This is a genomic window from Proteus penneri, assembly GCF_003144535.1.
Classification (GTDB): domain Bacteria; phylum Pseudomonadota; class Gammaproteobacteria; order Enterobacterales; family Enterobacteriaceae; genus Proteus; species Proteus penneri.
On record NZ_PHFJ01000004.1, the window covers coordinates 220,642 to 241,084 of the forward strand.

General features: G+C 38.7%; 15 protein-coding genes. 5 read left to right on the forward strand and 10 right to left on the reverse strand.

The window, feature by feature from the left end; genetic code table 11:
- The 10 genes from mraY to leuO form a co-directional block, all read right to left on the reverse strand.
- On the reverse strand, nucleotides 1-1,083 hold the full coding sequence (gene mraY, locus CUB63_RS07545; RefSeq protein WP_023581493.1) for a phospho-N-acetylmuramoyl-pentapeptide-transferase: 1,083 nt from the start codon (nucleotides 1,081-1,083) through the stop codon (nucleotides 1-3).
- Complete coding sequence (gene murF, locus CUB63_RS07550) at nucleotides 1,077-2,459, reverse strand: UDP-N-acetylmuramoyl-tripeptide--D-alanyl-D-alanine ligase (protein ID WP_109847795.1); 1,383 nt, start codon at nucleotides 2,457-2,459, stop codon at nucleotides 1,077-1,079. Before murF ends, mraY begins: the two co-directional genes overlap by 7 nt.
- Nucleotides 2,456-3,943 carry a UDP-N-acetylmuramoyl-L-alanyl-D-glutamate--2,6-diaminopimelate ligase gene (gene murE / locus CUB63_RS07555; protein ID WP_109847796.1) on the reverse strand — a complete coding sequence of 496 codons (1,488 nt, stop codon included), beginning with the start codon at nucleotides 3,941-3,943 and terminating at the stop codon, nucleotides 2,456-2,458. The genes murF and murE overlap by 4 nt, the downstream gene beginning before the upstream one ends.
- Nucleotides 3,930-5,726: a peptidoglycan glycosyltransferase FtsI gene (ftsI, locus tag CUB63_RS07560; protein ID WP_072063385.1), complete on the reverse strand. Its 1,797-nt coding sequence runs from the start codon at nucleotides 5,724-5,726 to the stop codon at nucleotides 3,930-3,932. The genes murE and ftsI overlap by 14 nt, the downstream gene beginning before the upstream one ends.
- Nucleotides 5,727-5,736: 10 nt before the next feature.
- Complete coding sequence (gene ftsL, locus CUB63_RS07565) at nucleotides 5,737-6,054, reverse strand: cell division protein FtsL (RefSeq protein WP_006533761.1); 318 nt, start codon at nucleotides 6,052-6,054, stop codon at nucleotides 5,737-5,739.
- The gene (gene rsmH, locus CUB63_RS07570) at nucleotides 6,055-7,002 is read right to left on the reverse strand and encodes a 16S rRNA (cytosine(1402)-N(4))-methyltransferase RsmH (protein ID WP_109847797.1); all 948 of its coding nucleotides are present in this window, start codon (nucleotides 7,000-7,002) and stop codon (nucleotides 6,055-6,057) included. It abuts the gene before it with no gap.
- Nucleotides 7,003-7,005: 3 nt separating this feature from the next.
- Complete coding sequence (gene mraZ / locus CUB63_RS07575) at nucleotides 7,006-7,464, reverse strand: division/cell wall cluster transcriptional repressor MraZ (protein WP_109847798.1); 459 nt, start codon at nucleotides 7,462-7,464, stop codon at nucleotides 7,006-7,008.
- A gap of 685 nt (nucleotides 7,465-8,149) precedes the next feature.
- Nucleotides 8,150-9,157, reverse strand: coding sequence for a catabolite repressor/activator (gene cra, locus CUB63_RS07580; RefSeq protein WP_072063387.1), 1,008 nt, complete (start codon nucleotides 9,155-9,157; stop codon nucleotides 8,150-8,152).
- 223 nt (nucleotides 9,158-9,380) lie between these two features.
- Nucleotides 9,381-11,186: an AMP-dependent synthetase/ligase gene (locus CUB63_RS07585; protein ID WP_006533766.1), complete on the reverse strand. Its 1,806-nt coding sequence runs from the start codon at nucleotides 11,184-11,186 to the stop codon at nucleotides 9,381-9,383.
- A gap of 519 nt (nucleotides 11,187-11,705) precedes the next feature.
- Nucleotides 11,706-12,650, reverse strand: a complete 945-nt coding sequence (gene leuO / locus CUB63_RS07590) for a transcriptional regulator LeuO (RefSeq protein ID WP_109847799.1) — start codon at nucleotides 12,648-12,650, stop codon at nucleotides 11,706-11,708.
- An 867-nt stretch (nucleotides 12,651-13,517) separates the two neighbouring features.
- Here leuO and leuA point away from each other — a divergent pair.
- From leuA to sgrR, 5 genes are all read left to right on the forward strand, one after another.
- On the forward strand, nucleotides 13,518-15,077 hold the full coding sequence (gene leuA, locus CUB63_RS07600) for a 2-isopropylmalate synthase (RefSeq protein ID WP_006533771.1): 1,560 nt from the start codon (nucleotides 13,518-13,520) through the stop codon (nucleotides 15,075-15,077).
- Between the two features lie 2 nt (nucleotides 15,078-15,079).
- Nucleotides 15,080-16,171 carry a 3-isopropylmalate dehydrogenase gene (gene leuB / locus CUB63_RS07605; RefSeq protein ID WP_006533772.1) on the forward strand — a complete coding sequence of 364 codons (1,092 nt, stop codon included), beginning with the start codon at nucleotides 15,080-15,082 and terminating at the stop codon, nucleotides 16,169-16,171.
- 1 nt (nucleotide 16,172) lies between these two features.
- Nucleotides 16,173-17,582, forward strand: a complete 1,410-nt coding sequence (gene leuC, locus CUB63_RS07610) for a 3-isopropylmalate dehydratase large subunit (protein ID WP_006533773.1) — start codon at nucleotides 16,173-16,175, stop codon at nucleotides 17,580-17,582.
- Between the two features lie 8 nt (nucleotides 17,583-17,590).
- Nucleotides 17,591-18,196 carry a 3-isopropylmalate dehydratase small subunit gene (leuD, locus tag CUB63_RS07615; protein WP_006533774.1) on the forward strand — a complete coding sequence of 202 codons (606 nt, stop codon included), beginning with the start codon at nucleotides 17,591-17,593 and terminating at the stop codon, nucleotides 18,194-18,196.
- A gap of 291 nt (nucleotides 18,197-18,487) precedes the next feature.
- Nucleotides 18,488-20,167: an HTH-type transcriptional regulator SgrR gene (gene sgrR, locus CUB63_RS07620; protein WP_109847800.1), complete on the forward strand. Its 1,680-nt coding sequence runs from the start codon at nucleotides 18,488-18,490 to the stop codon at nucleotides 20,165-20,167.
- Nucleotides 20,168-20,443 lie beyond the last annotated feature (276 nt).

Here is a 20,443-nt window from a genome sequence, read left to right on the forward strand (position 1 = left end):
TTAACGTACCTTTAATGTCGCCAGACCAATAAGCACTAACATCAGTGAGATGATCCAGAAACGGACAATAACACGAGGTTCAGGCCAGCCTTTTAATTCATAATGGTGATGAATTGGGGCCATACGGAAAATACGTTGACCGCGCAACTTAAATGAGCCAACTTGTAAAATTACGGAAAGTGTTTCAACAACAAACACCCCACCCATAATGACTAATAGGAATTCTTGACGTAATAACACCGCAATCGTTCCTAATGCACCACCTAATGCAAGAGAGCCTACATCCCCCATAAAAACTTGAGCTGGGTAAGTATTAAACCAAAGGAAACCTAAACCCGCACCGACGATAGCAGTACAGACAATCACCAATTCACCCGCATGCATCAAGTAAGGAATTTTTAAATAGCTTGCAAAATTAACATTACCAGTCGCCCATGCAACTAATGCAAAACCCGCGGCAACAAAAACTGTTGGCATAATAGCTAAACCATCTAAACCATCGGTTAAGTTAACTGCATTACTGGTCCCAACAATGACGAAATAAGCCAGTAAGATATAAAGCATCCCCAATTGAGGCATGACATCTTTAAAGAATGGCACGACCAGCTGTGTTGCTGGCGTATCTTTGCCAATGGCATACATACTAAATGCAACAACAAGCGCTAATACGGATTGCCAGAAATATTTCCAACGTGCGATTAAGCCTTTGGTATCTTTACGAACAACTTTGCGATAATCATCAACAAAGCCAATCACACCATAGCCAATTAAAACCAGTAATACACACCAAACATAAGGGTTATCTAACCTTGCCCATAATAGTGTAGAGATGGAAATAGAGAACAGGATCATAATCCCGCCCATTGTTGGTGTACCACGTTTGCTAAAATGCGACTCAGGGCCTTCACTACGAACCACTTGTCCAATTTGCATTTTTTGTAACCATGCGATGAGATGAGGCCCCATCCACAACGCAATAATTAATGCCGTCAATAAACCAACAATTGCCCTGAATGTCAGATAAGAAAACACATTAAAAAATGTATGGTATTTAACCAAATATTCAGCTAGCCAAACTAACATTCAAAGCACTCCTTTAATGCGTTCACGATATCTTCCATCGCGGAGCTTCGTGAACCTTTTACTAAAACTGAAACAACATCATGCTGCTGTAATAATGGAATTAATTGAGCAAGTAAGTCGGCTTTAAATGCAAAATGCTGACCACCTTGATTTTCATCACTAATGAAATGGCTGTGCTCCCCAACAGTAAGGACGCTATCAATCCCTGCATTGTGAGCAAAACGCCCCACATCACGGTGACATTTCTCTGAGTCTTTACCTAGCTCAGCCATATCTCCCGCAACAAAAATCTTATATCCTGGCAATTGAGATAAAACTTGTAAGCCAGCAATCATCGAGCCATCATTCGCATTATAAGTATCATCTAACACCATTTTCCCTGTGGTTAACTCCACAGGGTACAATCTTCCTGGTACTGCTTTTAATGTCGATAAACCAAGGCGAATATCTTCAAGTGTTGCCCCAGCAGATAACGCAAGTGCGCTTGCAGCCAAAGCATTCGCGATATTATGACGCCCCGGTAACGGAAGCGTGACTTCAACACAACCTTCCGGTGTGTGTAAGGTGAAGTTTGTGATAAATTGCTTAACTGCGATCTCGGTAGGATAAAAATCTGCGTTGCGTTGTGCAGATAAAGAGAACGACCATTTTGTTTGGCGTGCATTTAAATGATGTTCCCACAGAGGTAAGTCATTACTATCAAGATTAATAATGGCTGTGCCTTGCTCTTTTAAATGCGTAAAGATTTCACCTTTTGCCTGAGCAATTCCTTCCAGTGAGCCGAAACCTTCGATATGTGCAGAAAATAGGTTATTTACCAACGCACTATCTGGTTTCACCATATTTACGGTATAGGCAATTTCACCAATATGGTTTGCACCTAATTCAATAACCGCAAAACGGTGTTCAGGAGCTAAACGAAAAAGTGTTAAAGGCACACCAATATCATTATTTAAATTGCCATGGGTATATAAGGTTTCACCGCAATGACGCAAAATAGATGCGGTCATCTCTTTAACAGACGTTTTTCCGGAAGATCCCGTCAGCGCAACAATCTTGGCGTGGCTAAGCGAACGAATATGTGCAGCAATCTCCCCCATTGCTAGATGTGTATCTTTTACAATGAGTTGCGGACAATCAACATCAATTTCACGATTAACTAAAACCGCAACAGATCCCTTTTCTTTTACATCAGCAATAAAGTCATGAGCATCAAAACGCTCACCAGCTAATGCAATAAACAAACAATCTTCATCAATTTTACGGCTATCAGTTGAAATCGATTTGATAATAAGTTGGTCTGCTTGGTTTTGAGCGATATTGCTCAATTTACCTTTGGTAATTTGTACAATATTTCCTAAAGATAGAGGGATCACGCTATCACCCCCAATAACCGAGCAACGGTTAATCTATCTGAATAATCAAGGCGACGTGAGCCAACCAACTGATAATCTTCATGTCCTTTACCTGCAACTAAAATCATATCATTGGTATCCGCTTGCATAATCACGTTAGTGACCGCTTCTGCTCGGCCTTCAATAGCTATCGCACGACCAGAGTCCATTAAACCCGAAAGAATATCTTGAATAATGGCTTGTGGCTCTTCACTACGTGGATTGTCATCAGTGATAACAACTTTGTCAGCCAGCTCTTCTGCGACTGCCCCCATTAGTGGGCGCTTACCTTTGTCTCTATCTCCACCACAACCAAATACACACCACAATTTGCCTGTACAGTGTAAACGAGCAGCTTGAAGTGCTTTCTCTAAAGCATCTGGAGTATGGGCATAATCGACAATAACTGTAGGGCGATTATTCGCGCTAAATACTTCCATACGACCGCAAACAGGTGTCAATGAAGATGAAGCATTTATCACCGCATTTAATGGGTATCCTAATGCCAATAATGTCGCTAAAGCACATAAAAGATTACTGACATTAAAAGCGCCCATAAGTGGGCTTTCAATTATCCCTTCACCCCAACTAGAACTAAAGTGGATCGTTGCGCCCGCATCATGATAATTAATACGAGTTGTTTTAACAAAACGACCTTGCCAGTTTTGTGGCAAGGTGTTCTCCATTGTCACAGCAACAGCGTCAGGTAAACGAGATAACCATTTTTGACCAACGGCATCATCCGCATTAATAATTTTTTCACCACTATGATGAGTGGAAAAGAGTAACCATTTTGCTTCTTCGTAATTAGCCATATCACCATGATAATCAAGATGATCACGGCTTAAATTCGTAAATACACTCGCCACAAAAGGCAACGCACTGACACGACCTTGAACTAAACCATGAGAAGAAACTTCCATAGCTGTCAATGTCGCGCCTTGATTTAATAATTGCTGTAACTCTAATTGAATATCAACCGCAGAGCCTGTGGTGTTCATCGCAGGAACAACATGATCTAAAAGCCCGTTACCAACGGTTCCCATCACAGCACTTATTTCACCTAAACCTTGCGCCCACTGTGCTAACAATTGTGTTGTTGTCGTTTTTCCATTAGTCCCAGTAACACCTATCAGCTTCAGCTTTTCCGCGGGTTGATGATAAAAATGTCCCGCTAACTTTGATAACTTGGCATTAAGATTATCAATATAAATAATTGGAATACCGTGGCTTTCACGGATTTCACCATGCGTTGCAACATCTTGTGCTTCCGCTAATACTGCTGAAACACCTTGAGCAATTGCTTGAGGAATATAGCGTCTACCATCAGTTTCATGACCTTTAATGGCGATAAAAAGATCACCACTCGCCGCTTTTCGGCTATCGAGTGTCATGTCTTTGAGCATCAATGATGGTGCTTGTATCCCGAGTGCCCCTAATAGGTCACTTAAGTTAGGATCGGCCACTTGTATCCTCTTCTTTTTTAATTACAAATTCATTTTTATCGTCTGGCGTCAATGCATCAGGTTCTACGTTCATTGTGCGTAAAACTGCGCCCATGATTGAGCCAAACACCGGTGCGGATACTGCGCCCCCATAATACTTACCAGCTTTAGGTTCATTGATTATCACAACCAACGCAAAGCGAGGGCGACTTGCAGGCGCAACACCCGCTGCATAAGAGATATATTGATTGATATATTTTCCGTCTGGCCCTACTTTTTTCGCCGTACCTGTTTTAATCGCGATGCGATACCCTTTAATAGCCGCACTTACACCGCCACCACCAGGCAATGCAACACTTTCCATCATATGCACGACAGTTTTCATTACTGGCTCAGGAAATACGCGCGTTCCAGGTACAGGAGGGTCAACTTTAGTAATAGAGAGTGGACGGTAAATACCAAAACTACCAATCGTTGCATAGACACGCGCTAATTGTAACGGTGTTACCATTAGCCCATATCCGAATGAGAAGGTGGCCCTTTCAAGATCGGACCACCGTTGTTTTTTTATTGGAAATATGCCACTACTTTCACCAACTAGCCCCAAGTTAGTTGGTTTGCCTAATCCAAACCGTGAATAAACATCCACAAGTTCAGATGCAGGCATCGCTAACGCTAGTCGTGAAACACCAACGTTACTCGATTTTTGTAATATTCCTGTTATCGTTAGCTCATTATATCGCCCTACATCTTTGATTTGATGTCCGCTAATACGATAAGGAACAGTATTAATAACACTATTTTCTTGAATGATATGATTATGAAGTGCACTCATCACAACCATCGGTTTTACAGTGGAACCAGGTTCAAAAATATCGGTAATAGCACGATTACGCATCGCATCTTTAGGTGTACCCGTTAGATTATTTGGGTTATACGACGGACTGTTAGCCATCGCCAGCACTTCACCGGTATTTACATCAACTAAGACAGCGGTTCCTGATTCAGCTTTATTCTTAATAACCGCATTAGTTAATTCACGATAAACGACAGATTGCAAACGTTCATCAATACTTAACATCAGATTATGAGCTGCTTGGCTGTCTGTTTGAGCGATATTTTCAATAACACGATTAAAACCATCTTTACGAACAACACGCTCACCAGGGGCACCTGTCAGCCACTGGTTAAAACTTTTTTCAACCCCTTCAATACCATCACCATCAATATTTGTTACACCGATGATGTGAGCGGTTACTTCACCTGATGGATAATAGCGTTTTGACTCTTGGCGCATATTAATCCCAGTGATTTTTAGCTTACTAATATAATCACTAATTTCAGGATTAACTTGTCGAGCTAAATAGATAAAACGAGCAGAAGGTGTTGCGACAATTTTTTGCTCGATTTGATTCACCGGCATTTTCAATGCATCAGCAAGTGCTAACCAACGAGAGTCAGTCATATCAGGATTAGCATCTAATACAACTTTAGGATCTGCCCAAATAGCGAAAACAGGTACGCTAACGGCAAGAGGTCTGCCCATTCTATCGCTGATCATACCTCTTGCTGTTGGGACTTTTTGCACACGTAGAGAACGCATATCCCCTTCACGAATAAGGGGATCTGGATTAATAATCTGTAAATAGGCAACACGGATTAATAGCGCGACTAAAGCGATACCAATACCACCGCAAAGCAACGCAAAACGCCAACTCACAAATCCTGTTTTTTCTTCAGGCTTGCGTAGTTTGGCATTTGACTTTGTTTTTGCTTTCGCTTTTGCCGAACGTGAAAATTTCATACTTGCCTTATTATTTAGTCACCACGATGTTCTCTTTTGTTGGGTCAACATGGATCATCCCCAAGCTATCACTGGAAAAACGTTCAACTCGGCTATGATCTGCCAGCGCATTTTCTTCAAGAATGAGATTGCGCCATTCGATCTCCAATACGTTTTTCTCCAGCACTAAACGCTCTTTCTCTGCTGTCAATAAACGTGTTTTATGTGCTGTTGTTACAACATAAATCGCAGAAATAATCACAGCGATCAGTAAAAATACAGGTAATTTGCCATGACGCAGTAAATCCTGCCCTATAACTCTCGGTAGTGAATGTCGTTCGGTAGACATTTATTCCTCAATACGTTGTGCTACACGTAATACAGAGCTTCGTGCCCGTGGATTTTCTTCAACTTCTACCCCTGTCGGTTTCATCTTGTGAATACTTGATAAGCGAGCACTTCCTAACTCTTTTATCTGCGCTTCTGTGAGAGGAATACCCGCAGGGACAACAGGCCCCTTGCTCTCATCTCGAATAAAACGCTTCACCAATCTGTCTTCTAACGAATGAAAACTAATTACTGACAAACGTCCTTCAGGTGCTAAAACAGAAACCGCACCTTTTAATGCTTTTTCAATTTCATCTAATTCACTATTAATATAGATGCGAATTGCCTGAAAACTTCGTGTTGCTGGGTGTTTATGTCGCTCTTTTACCGGGCTTGCATCACTAATTAAATCAGCCAATTGCTTGGTTCTAGTCAAAGGCTCTTCTGTTTTATTACGTGCAACAATGGCACGAGCGATACGCTTAGCAAAACGCTCTTCACCAAACGTTTTTAATACCCATGTAATGTCGTCTTCTTCTGCTGTCATTAGCCATTGCGCAGCAGATTGTCCTGAAGTGGGATCCATACGCATATCAAGTGGCCCATCTCGCATAAAAGAAAAACCACGTTCAGGATCATCAAGCTGAGGTGAAGAAACGCCTAAATCCAGCAAAACACCATCAATCTTCCCAACTAAACCTAACTCATTGACATACTGTTCAATATTTGAAAAAGGCCCATGAACAATAGAGAATCGTGCATCATCAATTTCATTCGCAACTGCTATAGCTTGAGGATCTCTGTCTATCGCAATCAATCGTCCTTGTTCCCCTAATTGCGATAAAATTAGACGCGAGTGACCTCCACGACCAAATGTTCCATCGATATAGATACCTGAAGGCTTAATATTCAACCCATTCACTGCTTCATCCAGTAATACACTGGTATGACTAAAATTATTTGTTGTCATTATTTAAAGTGATAAATCCAATAGTCGTGTCGATAACGGTTCCTGTGAGGTTTGCTCGGCTACAATGTCTTTTTCGATCTGTTTGTACCAGATCTGTTCATCCCACAATTCAAATTTATTGAATTGACCGACTAACATGACCTCTTTTGTTAACCCCGCATGCTGTCTTAGCGTACTAGCTAACAAAAGACGTCCTGCGCTATCCATTTGGCATTCGCTGGCGTGACCTAATAACAAACGTTGAACTCGACGTTCCGCAGGGTTCATGGAGGACAAAGCCGCTAATTTTAACTCAATCTTTTCCCATTCTGGAAGGGTATATAGCAATAAACATGGCTGGTTGAGATCAATGGTACAAACCATTTGACCTTCAGAAATCTCACTCAGCGTTGTTCGATAACGGGAAGGAACTGTTATTCGCCCTTTGCTGTCAAGATTAACGAGTGTTGCTCCACGAAACATCCTCATTACCCCCAGCGTTATAATTTACACCACATTATCCCACAAATCCCCACAAATAGAGTTTACGGATGGTATGAAAACGTTGTCAAGCCGGATATAGGAAGCTTTATTTATATTTACAGTAAATTGATAAGCACACAGAAATGTTCAAATGATCGACAAAAAGAAAAAGGGGAATATTAACACTATGATTAATAGAGGTTATTTTTTAAATTCTATAAACAATCACGAAAAGTAATTATTTATAGCGATTACAAGCAAGAAAACCAGATAAAGAAATCATAATAAGTAAATCATGATTTTTATGATAAAAAACTAATTTATTGCAGTTCATTTACCTTTAGCCAACATAATAATTTGGGGCCGCTTTTATATAAGCAATAATAGCAAGACAAGAAAAAAATAATTCAATATCATAAAGATAGTTATTTATTTTTTTCTTAAGTTTTTCAAAATAAAATTAATTACTCATTAAATTTAAGCAGTACCACTTATAGATATGTCAAAATTTAATCTACTAACCTAGTAAAATTCGAAAAATAGTAAAAAGATGCTTAAGATTAATCTCAAATTTAATATTCTCTAAGCAATTCGACATTCTTAAATCCAATAACTCATCCCCGCTTTAATTTAATTAAACGGGGATGAGTATAAATGTAGATAATTACCAACAAAGTGAGAGCAATTAACGAGTACGTCCTAAACTACCTCGACGACATAAATCACGACGAATACGTGTAATTCCTGCTTGTGGTTTTTGTTCTTCTTCAAGACTCGCAAGCACAAGTTCTAATACACGTTCAGCAATATCACGATGTCGCTGAGCAACAGATAAAACAGGACACTCAAGGAAATCCAATAACTCATGATCACCAAAAGTCGCAATAACCAATTGCGTTGGTAAACGACCACTACGTTGTAATGTCACATCCATAACCCCTTGTAATAAAGCAAAAGAGGTAGTGAATAGCGCATCAGGCATTGGATTGTTATTTAACCATTCAGAAAAAGCAGCCGCTGCAGCTTCTCGTTCATAACTATTTGCATATAGGTAGGTGACTTCTCTAGGATCATCTTTCCATACATTACGGAAACCTTGTTCACGTAAAAAACTCACAGAGAGTTCAGGAAGTGCACCTAAATAGAGTACAGATTGCGAAGGAAATGCTTTTAATTCTGTTGCCAACATTTTGGCATCTTCTAAGTCATCGCCAACAACACTGATAAAATGTTCACTTTCTAATGCTCGGTCTAACGCAATAATTGGTAATGAACGATTTGCCCAGCGCTGATAGAAAGGATGCTCTGGTGGCAACGCAGTTGAAACAATAATGGCATCAACTTGACGTTGCAGTAAGTGCTCAACACAACGAATTTCGTTGTCTGGTTGGTCTTCTGAACAGGCAATCAATAATTGATAACCGCGTTGACGCGCTTGCCGTTCAAGGTAATTTGCAATCCTGGTATAACTGGTGTTTTCCAAATCAGGAATAACCAAACCGATAGAACGCGTACGACCAGCACGTAATCCCGCGGCAACAGCGTTCGGGTGGTAATTATGCTCTCTGACCACCGCCATCACTTTTTCGACAGTCTTGTCACTTACACGGTACTGTTTCGCTTTACCATTAATGACATAACTTGCTGTTGTTCGTGAAACACCAGCCAAGCGGGCGATTTCATCCAGTTTCACATTAGCCTCTTTTAATTATTAAATGTGTTATTTATTACATATTGCTATAAATTTCAGTCATCATGCTGATCTGAGTTTGCATTTTAACACAATTTACTGATAAAACCGTATGCGTCAACGTTTCCGTTTATGTCTTTTATCAATTATTTCAATCATCGTTATCTATCAATATGTAATTTTAAAAGAAAAAAGCACCAATCAGGTGCTTTCTCATCAATTAAAACTAATCTTGATACATTAATTCGATTTCGTTTCGATAGCGTTCAGAAATAATTTTACGGCGAAGTTTTAATGTTGGCGTTAATTCACCTGATTCCATTGAAAAACCTTCAGCAAGCAATGTAAAGCGCTTAACTTGATGAAAACTTGAAAAGTTTTTTTGCATTTCACGTAAACGTTCATCAAACAGCTCTTTAATTTTAGTATGACGTAATAATTCGATGCGATCATGGTACTTTAGATTTAATGCTCGGGCATGTTCTTCAAGAGCATCAAAACAAGGCACAATTAGTGCAGAAACAAATTTCCGCGTATCAGCAATCACCGCAATATGCTCAATAAAGCGATCTTGCCCTAATGTTCCTTCGATCATTTGTGGCGCAATGTATTTACCATTTGACGTTTTCATTAAATCTTTTAAACGTTCCGTGATAAATAACATACCATCACTATCAAGTGCGCCTGCGTCTCCAGTGCGTAACCATCCATCCTCTGTAAAGGCAGCAGCAGTATCTTCCGGCTTATTAAAATATCCTTTCATGACAATGCTGCCACGTACTTGAATTTCGTTTTCTGCACCAATTCGCACTTCAATGCCTGGCAATGGGGTACCAATAGAACCTAACTTATATTTATTCTCTTCCCAGCATGAAACTGTGGCACAAGTCTCTGTCATACCATAGCCATATTTAATATTAATACCGGTGGCCAAAAAAAAGCGGATAACAGCATCATCTAAACGAGCACCAGCTGCAGGTAAAAAGCGAACTCGCCCACCTAAGATTTGACGCAATGGATTTAACACTTTTTTATCTGCAAAGCGATAGCATAAGCGGGAAATAAAGCCCTGTTGGCGCTGATTCAGTTGCGCTTCACGCCTTTTTTCACCCTGCTTTATCGCCCATTTAAAGATAAGTTGACGAAATACTGAAGCTTGAGACACTTTATCTTGAATAGCGCTATACACTTTTTCATAAAAGCGAGGAACAGCACACATCACAGTAGGTTTAACCTCACTCATTGCTTCTCTAACAGCATGAGTGTCCGTTAAATAGACGTTAACCGCACCTGTATGCATGACATAGAAGCTCCATGCGCGCTCAAAAACATGAGAAAGAGGTAAAAAACAAAGCGAAACATCTTTATCAGATAATGAGAGACGCTCATCATGTAGATAAAGCTGTGATGCTAGGCTTGTGTAGTCGAGCATCACGCCTTTAGGTTCACCGGTGGTGCCTGATGTATAAATCAGAGTAAACAGATCATCTAAACTGCATTCATTAATACGTTGCTTTAACACGTCATCATGCTGAAAATGCGTCTGATTAATTAAATCTTCCAGATAGCACGAAGGTGTATTTGCGTTTAACACAACATCGGAGTTAAACACAATAACATGTTCAAGCTGAGGACATAACGCTAATAATTCAGAAGCAATATCATATTGCTTCTGGTCACCAACAAAAAGAATGCGAATATTCGCATCATTTAAAATGTAAGTGGCTTGCTCAACACTACTTGTTGCATAAAGAGGAACGGTTACTGCACGTAGTTGCAAAGAAGCAATATCAGCTAAAGACCAATCAATGGTATTTTGAGAAAAGATCCCAATATTTTCTTGAACATCTACACCCATTTCTAACAATGCATTTGAGAGCGCGTGTGTTTTCTTTTCAACCAACGCCCATGACATTTCGATATTGCGCTTAGCATCCCACTGACGATAAGCAATTTTATTCCCGCTGTGTAAAAACTGTTTTTGCAATCGTCTAATTATATGATAATCATGAAGATTATTATTATTTATCATAATTTTCCTGCTATTTATGGAAAAGCGACCCTGTTCTGAAACCGAAATAGAAAAAATGTCTCTTTTACAATTTCAGCTTACACTTGTTCGCTGACTCGAATAAAAGTCTAAGTGATCCGCCAAAATAAAGGAATTCAATTTTACATAAATTTGTAAAATTGTGAGTTATGAAAAGTTTTGTCAAAAAAGGCTATCCCATCATAGTGAGAAAATGAATTATTGTGTTCTTATTTTTTATGGAAAGCTAAAAAGAAAAACTGATAAATAACAATAGGTAATTATAATAACTTAATCAATGACAATATAAAGAGGAGGATATTATTGCCAAAAAACAAGCCTAATATAGTTATAATACGAATAAGAGTTATTATTACAAAGAAAGGGCAAAAATAGTGACAGCAATCCAATTGAGTTTACTTAACTGTATAAACGCCATTTTGGTCATCAGCCGAATAACTAATGCTATCTGCCACTATTTCTGCATAATTAGTAATAAGTACTAATTATGAGCAAAAAACTCTAGTTTTGACAAACTTCGCTTAGTAAATTTTTCATCCATAAATGGCCTTTATCGCGCGCGGTTGACTCGTGCCAAATCAAATAACATGGACTCGCTATTTTTTCCCAAGGTAACGACACGGCTTTAATATCTAATTGTTCAGAATAATTCTCAACTAACCATCTTGGTGCAATAGCAACTAAATAAGTTCTAGATACAATATTTAATACACTATTTAAATCTGTTCCTTGATAAGTGATTAAATCTTCCAATTGAGTATCTTTATAATAAGGCGCACTAAATGAACCAATATCATCTAAAGAAACAATCGAATGTTGCTCATTTAATAACATTTCTTTGGTCACACTCTCTTTAATACGAGGATGTTTATTAGAAACGACCAAAACAACTTCGTCATTAAATAGTGGTTGTGAATGAAACTCCGCCTTTTCAAATTCCTTATAGCTAATAAAGAATTCAATCTCTTGATATTTTAATTGATGTTCTATATTACTATTTAAATAAGACTTAATATTAACGTTAATATTAGGCGTTTCATTTTTAATTTGTTCAACTATTTTTGGTGCTAGTTTTATATCGAGAGGACTACAAATAGATAAATTAAATATACGTTCACTTTGTTCTGGTTCAAATCCTGCGCCAGGAAGTTCGTTATGAACCAATTGTAAAGCTTGTCTGACTGGACCAAAAAGTTGTTTAGCTTTTAATGTAGGTTGAATTCCTCGTCCATAGCGAACAAATAATTCATCATTAAACATAACCTTAAGGCGAGATACAGCATTACTTACTGCGGGTTGTGACATGCCCAGTACTTGTGCAGCACGGGTAACATTTTGCATTTGCATAACAGCATCAAATACCGTTAATAAATTAAGATCAACATTACGTAAATGCATATCTGCTGATTCTCTACTGGTAACTGTTGCTGATGTGTAATCCGTCATTTCTTACTCCACTATGTTATCATAATAGACAAACAAATATTATTAACCAAGAAATTGTTAATAATAGATAGGCTTTAACTATTACTTAAACTATTTATTAAAATTTATTATTCATCATCCATGCATACAACTAAACACATAAATTTCATATCAATAAAAAAATACATTTCATATAAAAATAAAATTGATATTGAAATTACATATCTAGAAAATGATTATATCAATATATATTACAACCTGTTTTACTTTCTGCCTTGCAAATAATAAAACAAAGTATGATAAAAATCATAATAAAATAGTGCACCTTCATTCCTAAAATAGATATCCGATATCTATTTTTTATCATAATACAATGATTTTTATTCTTACATTCAAAACGTTGCTCACATTTATCAATCATCCCTTCCCTAACACCCTCTTTTTTATCAATCAACCAGCTGATTAAAAAAAAAGCAAACAATCGTTTAATTTTCCATTTCACTCTTTTTTAAACAATGTACGGAACATTAACCCAATCAATGATTTGCTGATAGTCATAATCATTAGTAAAAATTTAGATATTAGTCAGAATCACTTTGAAAAATTTATAAATAATACCGCTAAATGATTTTAAAAATTTCAATGCTTGACATCTTTATTGGTATTATGTATCAATAAATACAGATTATTGAGAACCTATCTAAGGATGTTTCATGTTGAACGCAATTTTACTATCAAGCCTACTACTACTCGCAACTTTTATGCGCGGTCGGCTTATGGGTAAAAAGTGAAACACACCTGCCCTTAGAGAGAAAACCCGCGCTAATCGCGGGTTTTTTTATACCTGGGAGAGCGCAAACAGCAAATAAAAAGAGAAAGGAACAGATTATGAGCAATGACGTGATTATTTTTGATACCACATTAAGAGATGGCGAACAAGCATTGCAGGCGAGCTTAAGCGTAAAAGAGAAGTTACAAATTGCTTACGCCTTAGAACGCTTAGGTGTGGATATCATTGAAGCGGGCTTTCCTGTTTCTTCTCCAGGTGATTTTGAATCCGTACAAACTATTGCGCGCGAAATCAAAAACAGTCGCATTTGTGCATTAGCACGCTGCGTTGATAACGATATTGATGTTGCAGCAGAATCCTTAAAAGTCGCAGAAGCTTTTCGTATCCACGTATTCTTGGCAACCTCGGCATTGCATGCTGAACATAAATTGAAGAAATCGTTCGAAGATATTATTGAAATGGGCGTGAATGCAATAAAACGAGCTCGTCGCTATACCGATGATGTGGAATTTTCTTGCGAAGATGCGGGTCGTACTCATATCGATAATTTATGTCGAATTGTTGAAAGCGCAATTAATGCTGGCGCAACCACCATTAATATTCCAGATACCGTAGGCTATACAACGCCTTATCAGTTTGGAGGCATTATCACCAATTTATTTGAACGTGTTCCCAATATTGATAAAGCCATTATTTCTGTTCACTGTCATGACGATTTGGGCATGGCTGTTGCTAATTCGATTACTGCGGTACAAGCAGGTGCAAGACAAGTAGAAGGGACGATTAATGGCTTAGGCGAACGTGCAGGTAACTGCGCATTAGAAGAAGTCATTATGGCGATAAAAGTCCGTGAGCAAATGATGAATGTTCAGACACGGATTAATCACAAAGAAATTTATCGTACCAGTCAATTAGTCAGCCAATTATGTAATACGCCAATTCATGCTAATAAATCTGTTGTTGGCTCCAATGCATTCGCGCATTCATCAGGTATTCACCAAGATGGTGTTTTGAAGAACCGTGAAACTTACGAAATCATGACTCCGGAATCTATCGGATTAAAAGAAGTGCAATTGAATTTAACTTCTCGCTCAGGTCGTGCCGCAGTTAAACATCGCATGGAAGAGATGGGTTATCGCGAAACAGATTATAACTTGGATACTTTATATTCTGCCTTCTTACGTTTGGCAGATAAAAAAGGCCAGGTCTTTGATTACGATTTGGAAGCTTTAGCATTTATGGGACAACAACAGCAAGAACCTGATGAGTTTGTAATGAATTATTTTAATACTCAATCTGGTTCATCAACCGTTGCTACCGCGAGTGTCAGTATTACTCATGGTAATAAAGAAATTACTGAAGCGGCAACGGGTAATGGCCCTGTCGATGCGGTTTATCAAGCCATCTCTCGTGCAACAGGTTATCCATTGAAATTAGTCACTTATCAATTAACAGCTAAAGGCGAAGGCAGAGACGCTTTAGGGCAAGTTGATATCGTCGTTGAATATCAAGGACGTAAATTTCATGGAATGGGCTTAGAAACGGACATCGTAGGTTCATCCGCAAATGCCATGATCCACGTTATTAATAGCATTTGGCGCTCAGAGCAAGTCGAAATAGAAAAACGCAAACAACATACAACACAAGAAGCGGTTTAATTATGTCAAAAAATTATCATATTGCAGTATTACCCGGAGATGGTATTGGCCCTGAAGTCATGACTCAAGCACAAAAAGTGATGAAAGCTGTTAGCGAGCGTTTCTCACTCAATATCACAACAAAAGAATACGATATTGGTGGCATTGCCATTGATAATCATGGCACACCGTTGCCCGCAGATACCTTAGTCGGTTGTGAACAAGCTGATGCGATTTTATTTGGTTCCGTCGGCGGCCCTAAATGGGAACATTTACCTGCAAATGAACAGCCAGAACGAGGTGCGTTATTACCTTTACGTAAACATTTTAAATTGTTCTGCAATTTACGCCCTGCTCGATTATATGAAGGTTTAGAAGCTTACTGCCCATTACGTGCAGACATTGCACAGCGTGGTTTTGATATTTTATGTGTACGTGAATTAACGGGCGGTATCTATTTTGGTCAACCTAAAGGCCGTGAAGGTGAAGGCGCTCAAGAGCGTGCTTTTGATACTGAAATTTATCATCGTTATGAAATTGAACGTATCGCACGCTTTGCGTTTGAATCAGCGCGTAAACGTCGCCATAAAGTAACTTCAATTGATAAAGCGAACGTATTACAAAGTTCTATTTTATGGCGTGAAGTTGTAACAGGGATCGCAAAAGAATACCCAGATGTTGAAATTCAACATATGTATATTGATAACGCAACAATGCAGTTAATTAAAGATCCTTCTCAGTTTGATGTGTTGCTGTGCTCCAATATTTTTGGCGATATTTTATCTGATGAATGCGCAATGATCACTGGCTCTATGGGAATGTTGCCATCTGCTAGTGTTAACGAAGAACGCTTTGGTTTATATGAACCCGCTGGTGGTTCAGCACCAGATATTGCAGGTAAAAATATCGCAAACCCTATTGCACAAATTTTGTCTGCTGCACTGTTATTACGTTATAGCTTTAATGAAGATAATGCAGCTCAAGCCATTGAAGATGCTATCACACAAGTATTAGCAAAAGGCTATCGCACCGCAGATTTAGCGGGTGATGGTAACGCAATCACAACTGCCGAAATGGGTGATCGTATCGCTCAGTATATTCGTGAAGGGGCATAACATGGGTAAAACATTATATCAAAAAATTTATGATGCACATGTTGTCAGGGAAGTGAGTGATGAAACACCCATTTTGTATATCGATCGACATTTAGTGCATGAAGTGACATCACCTCAAGCTTTTGATGGATTAAGAACAAAAGGTCGTCCTGTTCGTCAACCGAATAAAACCTTTGCAACAATGGATCACAACGTATCAACACAGACTAAAGATATTAATGCTTGTGGTGATATGGCGAGAATTCAAATGCAAGAGCTGATGAAAAACTGCCAAGAATTTGGCGTTACGCTGTATGACTTAAACCATCCATATCAAGGGATTGTTCACGTAATGGGACCAGAACAAGGCTTAACCTTGCCCGGAATGACGATTGTTTGTGGTGATTCACATACAGCAACTCATGGCGCTTTTGGTTCATTAGCTTTTGGGATTGGTACTTCTGAAGTTGAACATGTTTTAGCAACTCAGACGTTAAAACAATCACGCGCTAAAACATTAAAAATTGAAGTTCAAGGCAAGACTGCCATTGGGATCACCGCAAAAGATATCGTATTAGCCATTATCGGCAAATTAGGTAGCGCTGGTGGTACGGGCTATATCGTTGAATTTGCAGGTGAAGCTATTGAAGCCTTAAGCATGGAAGGTCGAATGACTTTATGCAATATGGCAATTGAAATGGGAGCTAAAGCAGGCTTAGTAGCGCCAGATGATACTACTTTTAACTACTTAAAAGGACGTCAATTTGCCCCTAAAGGCCAATCATGGGATGAGGCTATCGCTTATTGGAGAACCTTAAAGTCTGATGATGATGCAACTTTCGATGCCACAGTCACGATAAATGCGGCCGACATTGCGCCGCAAGTTACATGGGGCACCAACCCTGGGCAAGTTATTGCTATTGATCAAATAGTCCCGTTATTAAATAGCTTTAATGATCCCGTTGAACGCGCTTCTGCTGAAAAAGCTTTGGCTTATATGGGATTAAGTGAAGGCGTTAACTTAACAGACGTCGCTATTGATAAAGTCTTTATTGGCTCTTGTACCAACTCACGTATTGAAGATTTACGAGCCGCCGCTGAAATTGCCAAAGGTCATAAAGTTGCGTCTCATGTTCAAGCCATTGTCGTTCCGGGATCAGGCCCCGTTAAAGCCCAAGCAGAAGCTGAAGGCTTAGATAAAATCTTTATTGAAGCAGGTTTTGAATGGCGCTTACCGGGTTGTTCGATGTGTTTAGCCATGAATAACGACCGATTAAATCCGGGCGAACGATGTGCATCCACCAGCAACCGTAACTTTGAAGGCCGCCAAGGTCGTGGAGGTCGAACACACTTAGTCAGTCCTGCAATGGCAGCCGCCGCGGCGATTAATGGCCATTTTGCAGATGTTCGTACATTTGCAGTGGCATCTTAAAGGAGAACATGATGAATAAATTTACTCAACACACGGGTATTGCGGTTCCTTTAGATGCAGCCAATGTGGATACCGACGCCATTATTCCTAAGCAATTCTTGCAGAAAGTAACACGTACAGGCTTTGGTAAGCATCTGTTTCATGATTGGCGTTTTTTGGATGATGAAGGCACTCAGCCTAACCCTGCGTTTATTTTAAATCAGCCGATTTACCAAGGTGCTTCAATTTTATTAGCACGAGAAAACTTTGGTTGTGGATCATCTCGTGAACACGCACCTTGGGCATTAACAGATTATGGTTTTCACGCCGTTATCGCGCCCAGTTTTGCTGATATTTTTTACGGTAATTCATTTAACAATCAATTATTACCAATCAAATTAAGTGATGATGAAGTCTCACAATTATTTGATTGGGTAAAAGAACATGCTGGTACACCAATTACCGTAGATTTAGTGGCACAAGAGGTCAGAGCGGGTAAATTACATTTCTCTTTTGAAATCGACTCATTTCGTCGCCACTGCATGATTGAAGGATTAGACAGCATAGGATTAACGCTGCAACACCAAGATGACATTAGCACTTATGAGGCAAAACAACCGGTCTTTATGCGCTAATAAAGATAATTTCTTACCGTCTTCTACTTTCTGTGATGTTTACTTTGTTATTCTTGCCGTAAATTCATTTACGGCTTTTTTTATCCCAACAAAACTATTCCTATAAATCACCAATAAAAAAGCCAGTGACTAATCATCACCGGCCGGTAATCACCGAATGCTCAAATGGGGGAGTCTGTTAGTATTCCTAATTTGTGATAACTAACATGAGAGCTAACTTTAAACGTAGAGATTATCGGTCTAATATAAGGAAATTAAAATTGACCACTTTATCAAGAGATTTCCTCTTTTATGACTTCACCCCGCTTAGAATTACAATTTATTCGCTTATGGCAAGCCTTTCAGGGAAAAACAACCGAAACAACGTTACAAGAGTTAGCACAAACCCTGCATTGCACACGGCGTCATGTCCGCTCTTTATTAAATAAGATGCAAGAAATAGGTTGGATAAATTGGCAAGCAGAAGTCGGTCGAGGTAAAAAATCCACGCTTACTTTTCATTCTAATGCATTTGAAATCCAACAAAATCGCGCAGAGAAACTAATAGAAGAGAATGATATTGAAAAGCTTGTCGCACTAATGGGTGATAAAGATTCTGTACGCCAAATGGTGCTCTCTCAAATTGAAAAAAGTTTTCATCCTGGTCAACAATTGCTACGCATTATTTACTATCGCCCCTTTAAAAATTTATTACCTGGAACACCGTTAAGACGCTCTGAATTACATTTAATGAGCCAGATATTCAACTCATTAGTACACCTAAAAGAGGAAAATGGGGAAATCGAAGCCGAATTAGCTCATCATTGGCAAATGATCACAGAGCAACATTGGCGATTTTATTTACGTCCTTCTATCTATTTTCATCATGGTCGTGAGCTTACTCTTGAAGATATCAGCACTTCATTAATGAGAATGAAGCATTGCAATCCTCTTTATGCACATATAGAACAAATTTCTTCACCTCAACCATATGTGCTCGATATTTTCTTAAGCGAGGCTGATAAACAATTTGCAACGTTATTAGGTAGTCCACAAGCTGTTATTTTGCCACAAGAATGGGCCTCACTCCCTTCTTTTGCACAACGCCCTATTGGAACTGGCGCTTATCAAGTTATCGCTAATGATAAACATAAGTTACAAATCAAAGCCTTTAATCGCTACTTTGGCTTACGAGCATTATTAGATGAAATTGATATTTGGGTAGTTCCTGAACTGAATAAAAAGATGGTTTGTTCAACTATTCATTTAACAGATGATGATACCAACAAAGATTCACTAGAAAGCCGTAAAGAAGAAGGATGTTATTTCCTACTCTATGACAGTCGCTCAAAGCAGTGCCAGCAGTCTGAAATAAGGGAATGGTTAAGCAGTGTATTAACCCCTGTTAATATGCTGGCGCATTGTGATCCTTTCTATCAACGCCATTGGTCTCCTGCTTATGGATTATTACTTCATTGGCATCACAGTAAATTAATACGCCACCACCCTAAACCAACTTCATTAACAAAACTAACCGTTACTCTTTATAAAGAGCATCATGAATACAGCACTATTGCAGATTTAATAGAAAGTATTTTATCTCAATATGATATTGAACTAACCATCCAATTACTTGATTATGAACAATGGTATTACGGTGAAGCTAATAGTGATGTTTGGTTAGCGACAGTGAATTTTTATAAGCCTTTAGAGTTCTCAATTTTTGCTACACTTTATGAATTACCACTCTTTCACCAGTGTTTAGGAGCATCATTTTCACAAGAGCTCACATTATGGCACCAAAAATCTTTGCCACTTGAAGAGTGGTGCCGCAAACTAACACAAGATATTTGGCTTTATCCTCTATTTCACCATTTACTAGAGCTACAAGGGCAGAGAACCATACGTGGTGTTAAAATGAATACTTTTGGTTGGTTTGATTTTAAATCAGCATGGTTTACACCTGATATCGATACTCCTAGGATAAAATAGGTTATCGCCTCTTTTCAGTATTAAGAGTAGCCATAGTTTGCGTTAATTCACAGAAACCTTGAAAGTTATAAACACCTATATAAACCCGTAGGGGATTTATTCACTTTTTCTGTGGATATCCATGTGAAAAAGAGAGAGATAATCAGGGTATAGTTTTTATATTGTTAGAAAGGCTGTTGATATAAATTTTAAAATATCACTTATAATTCAAATTAATAGCAACATTATAATGCCTATTTCAGCGATTGAATAAAACAATTAAAGCCCCCCCTCGCT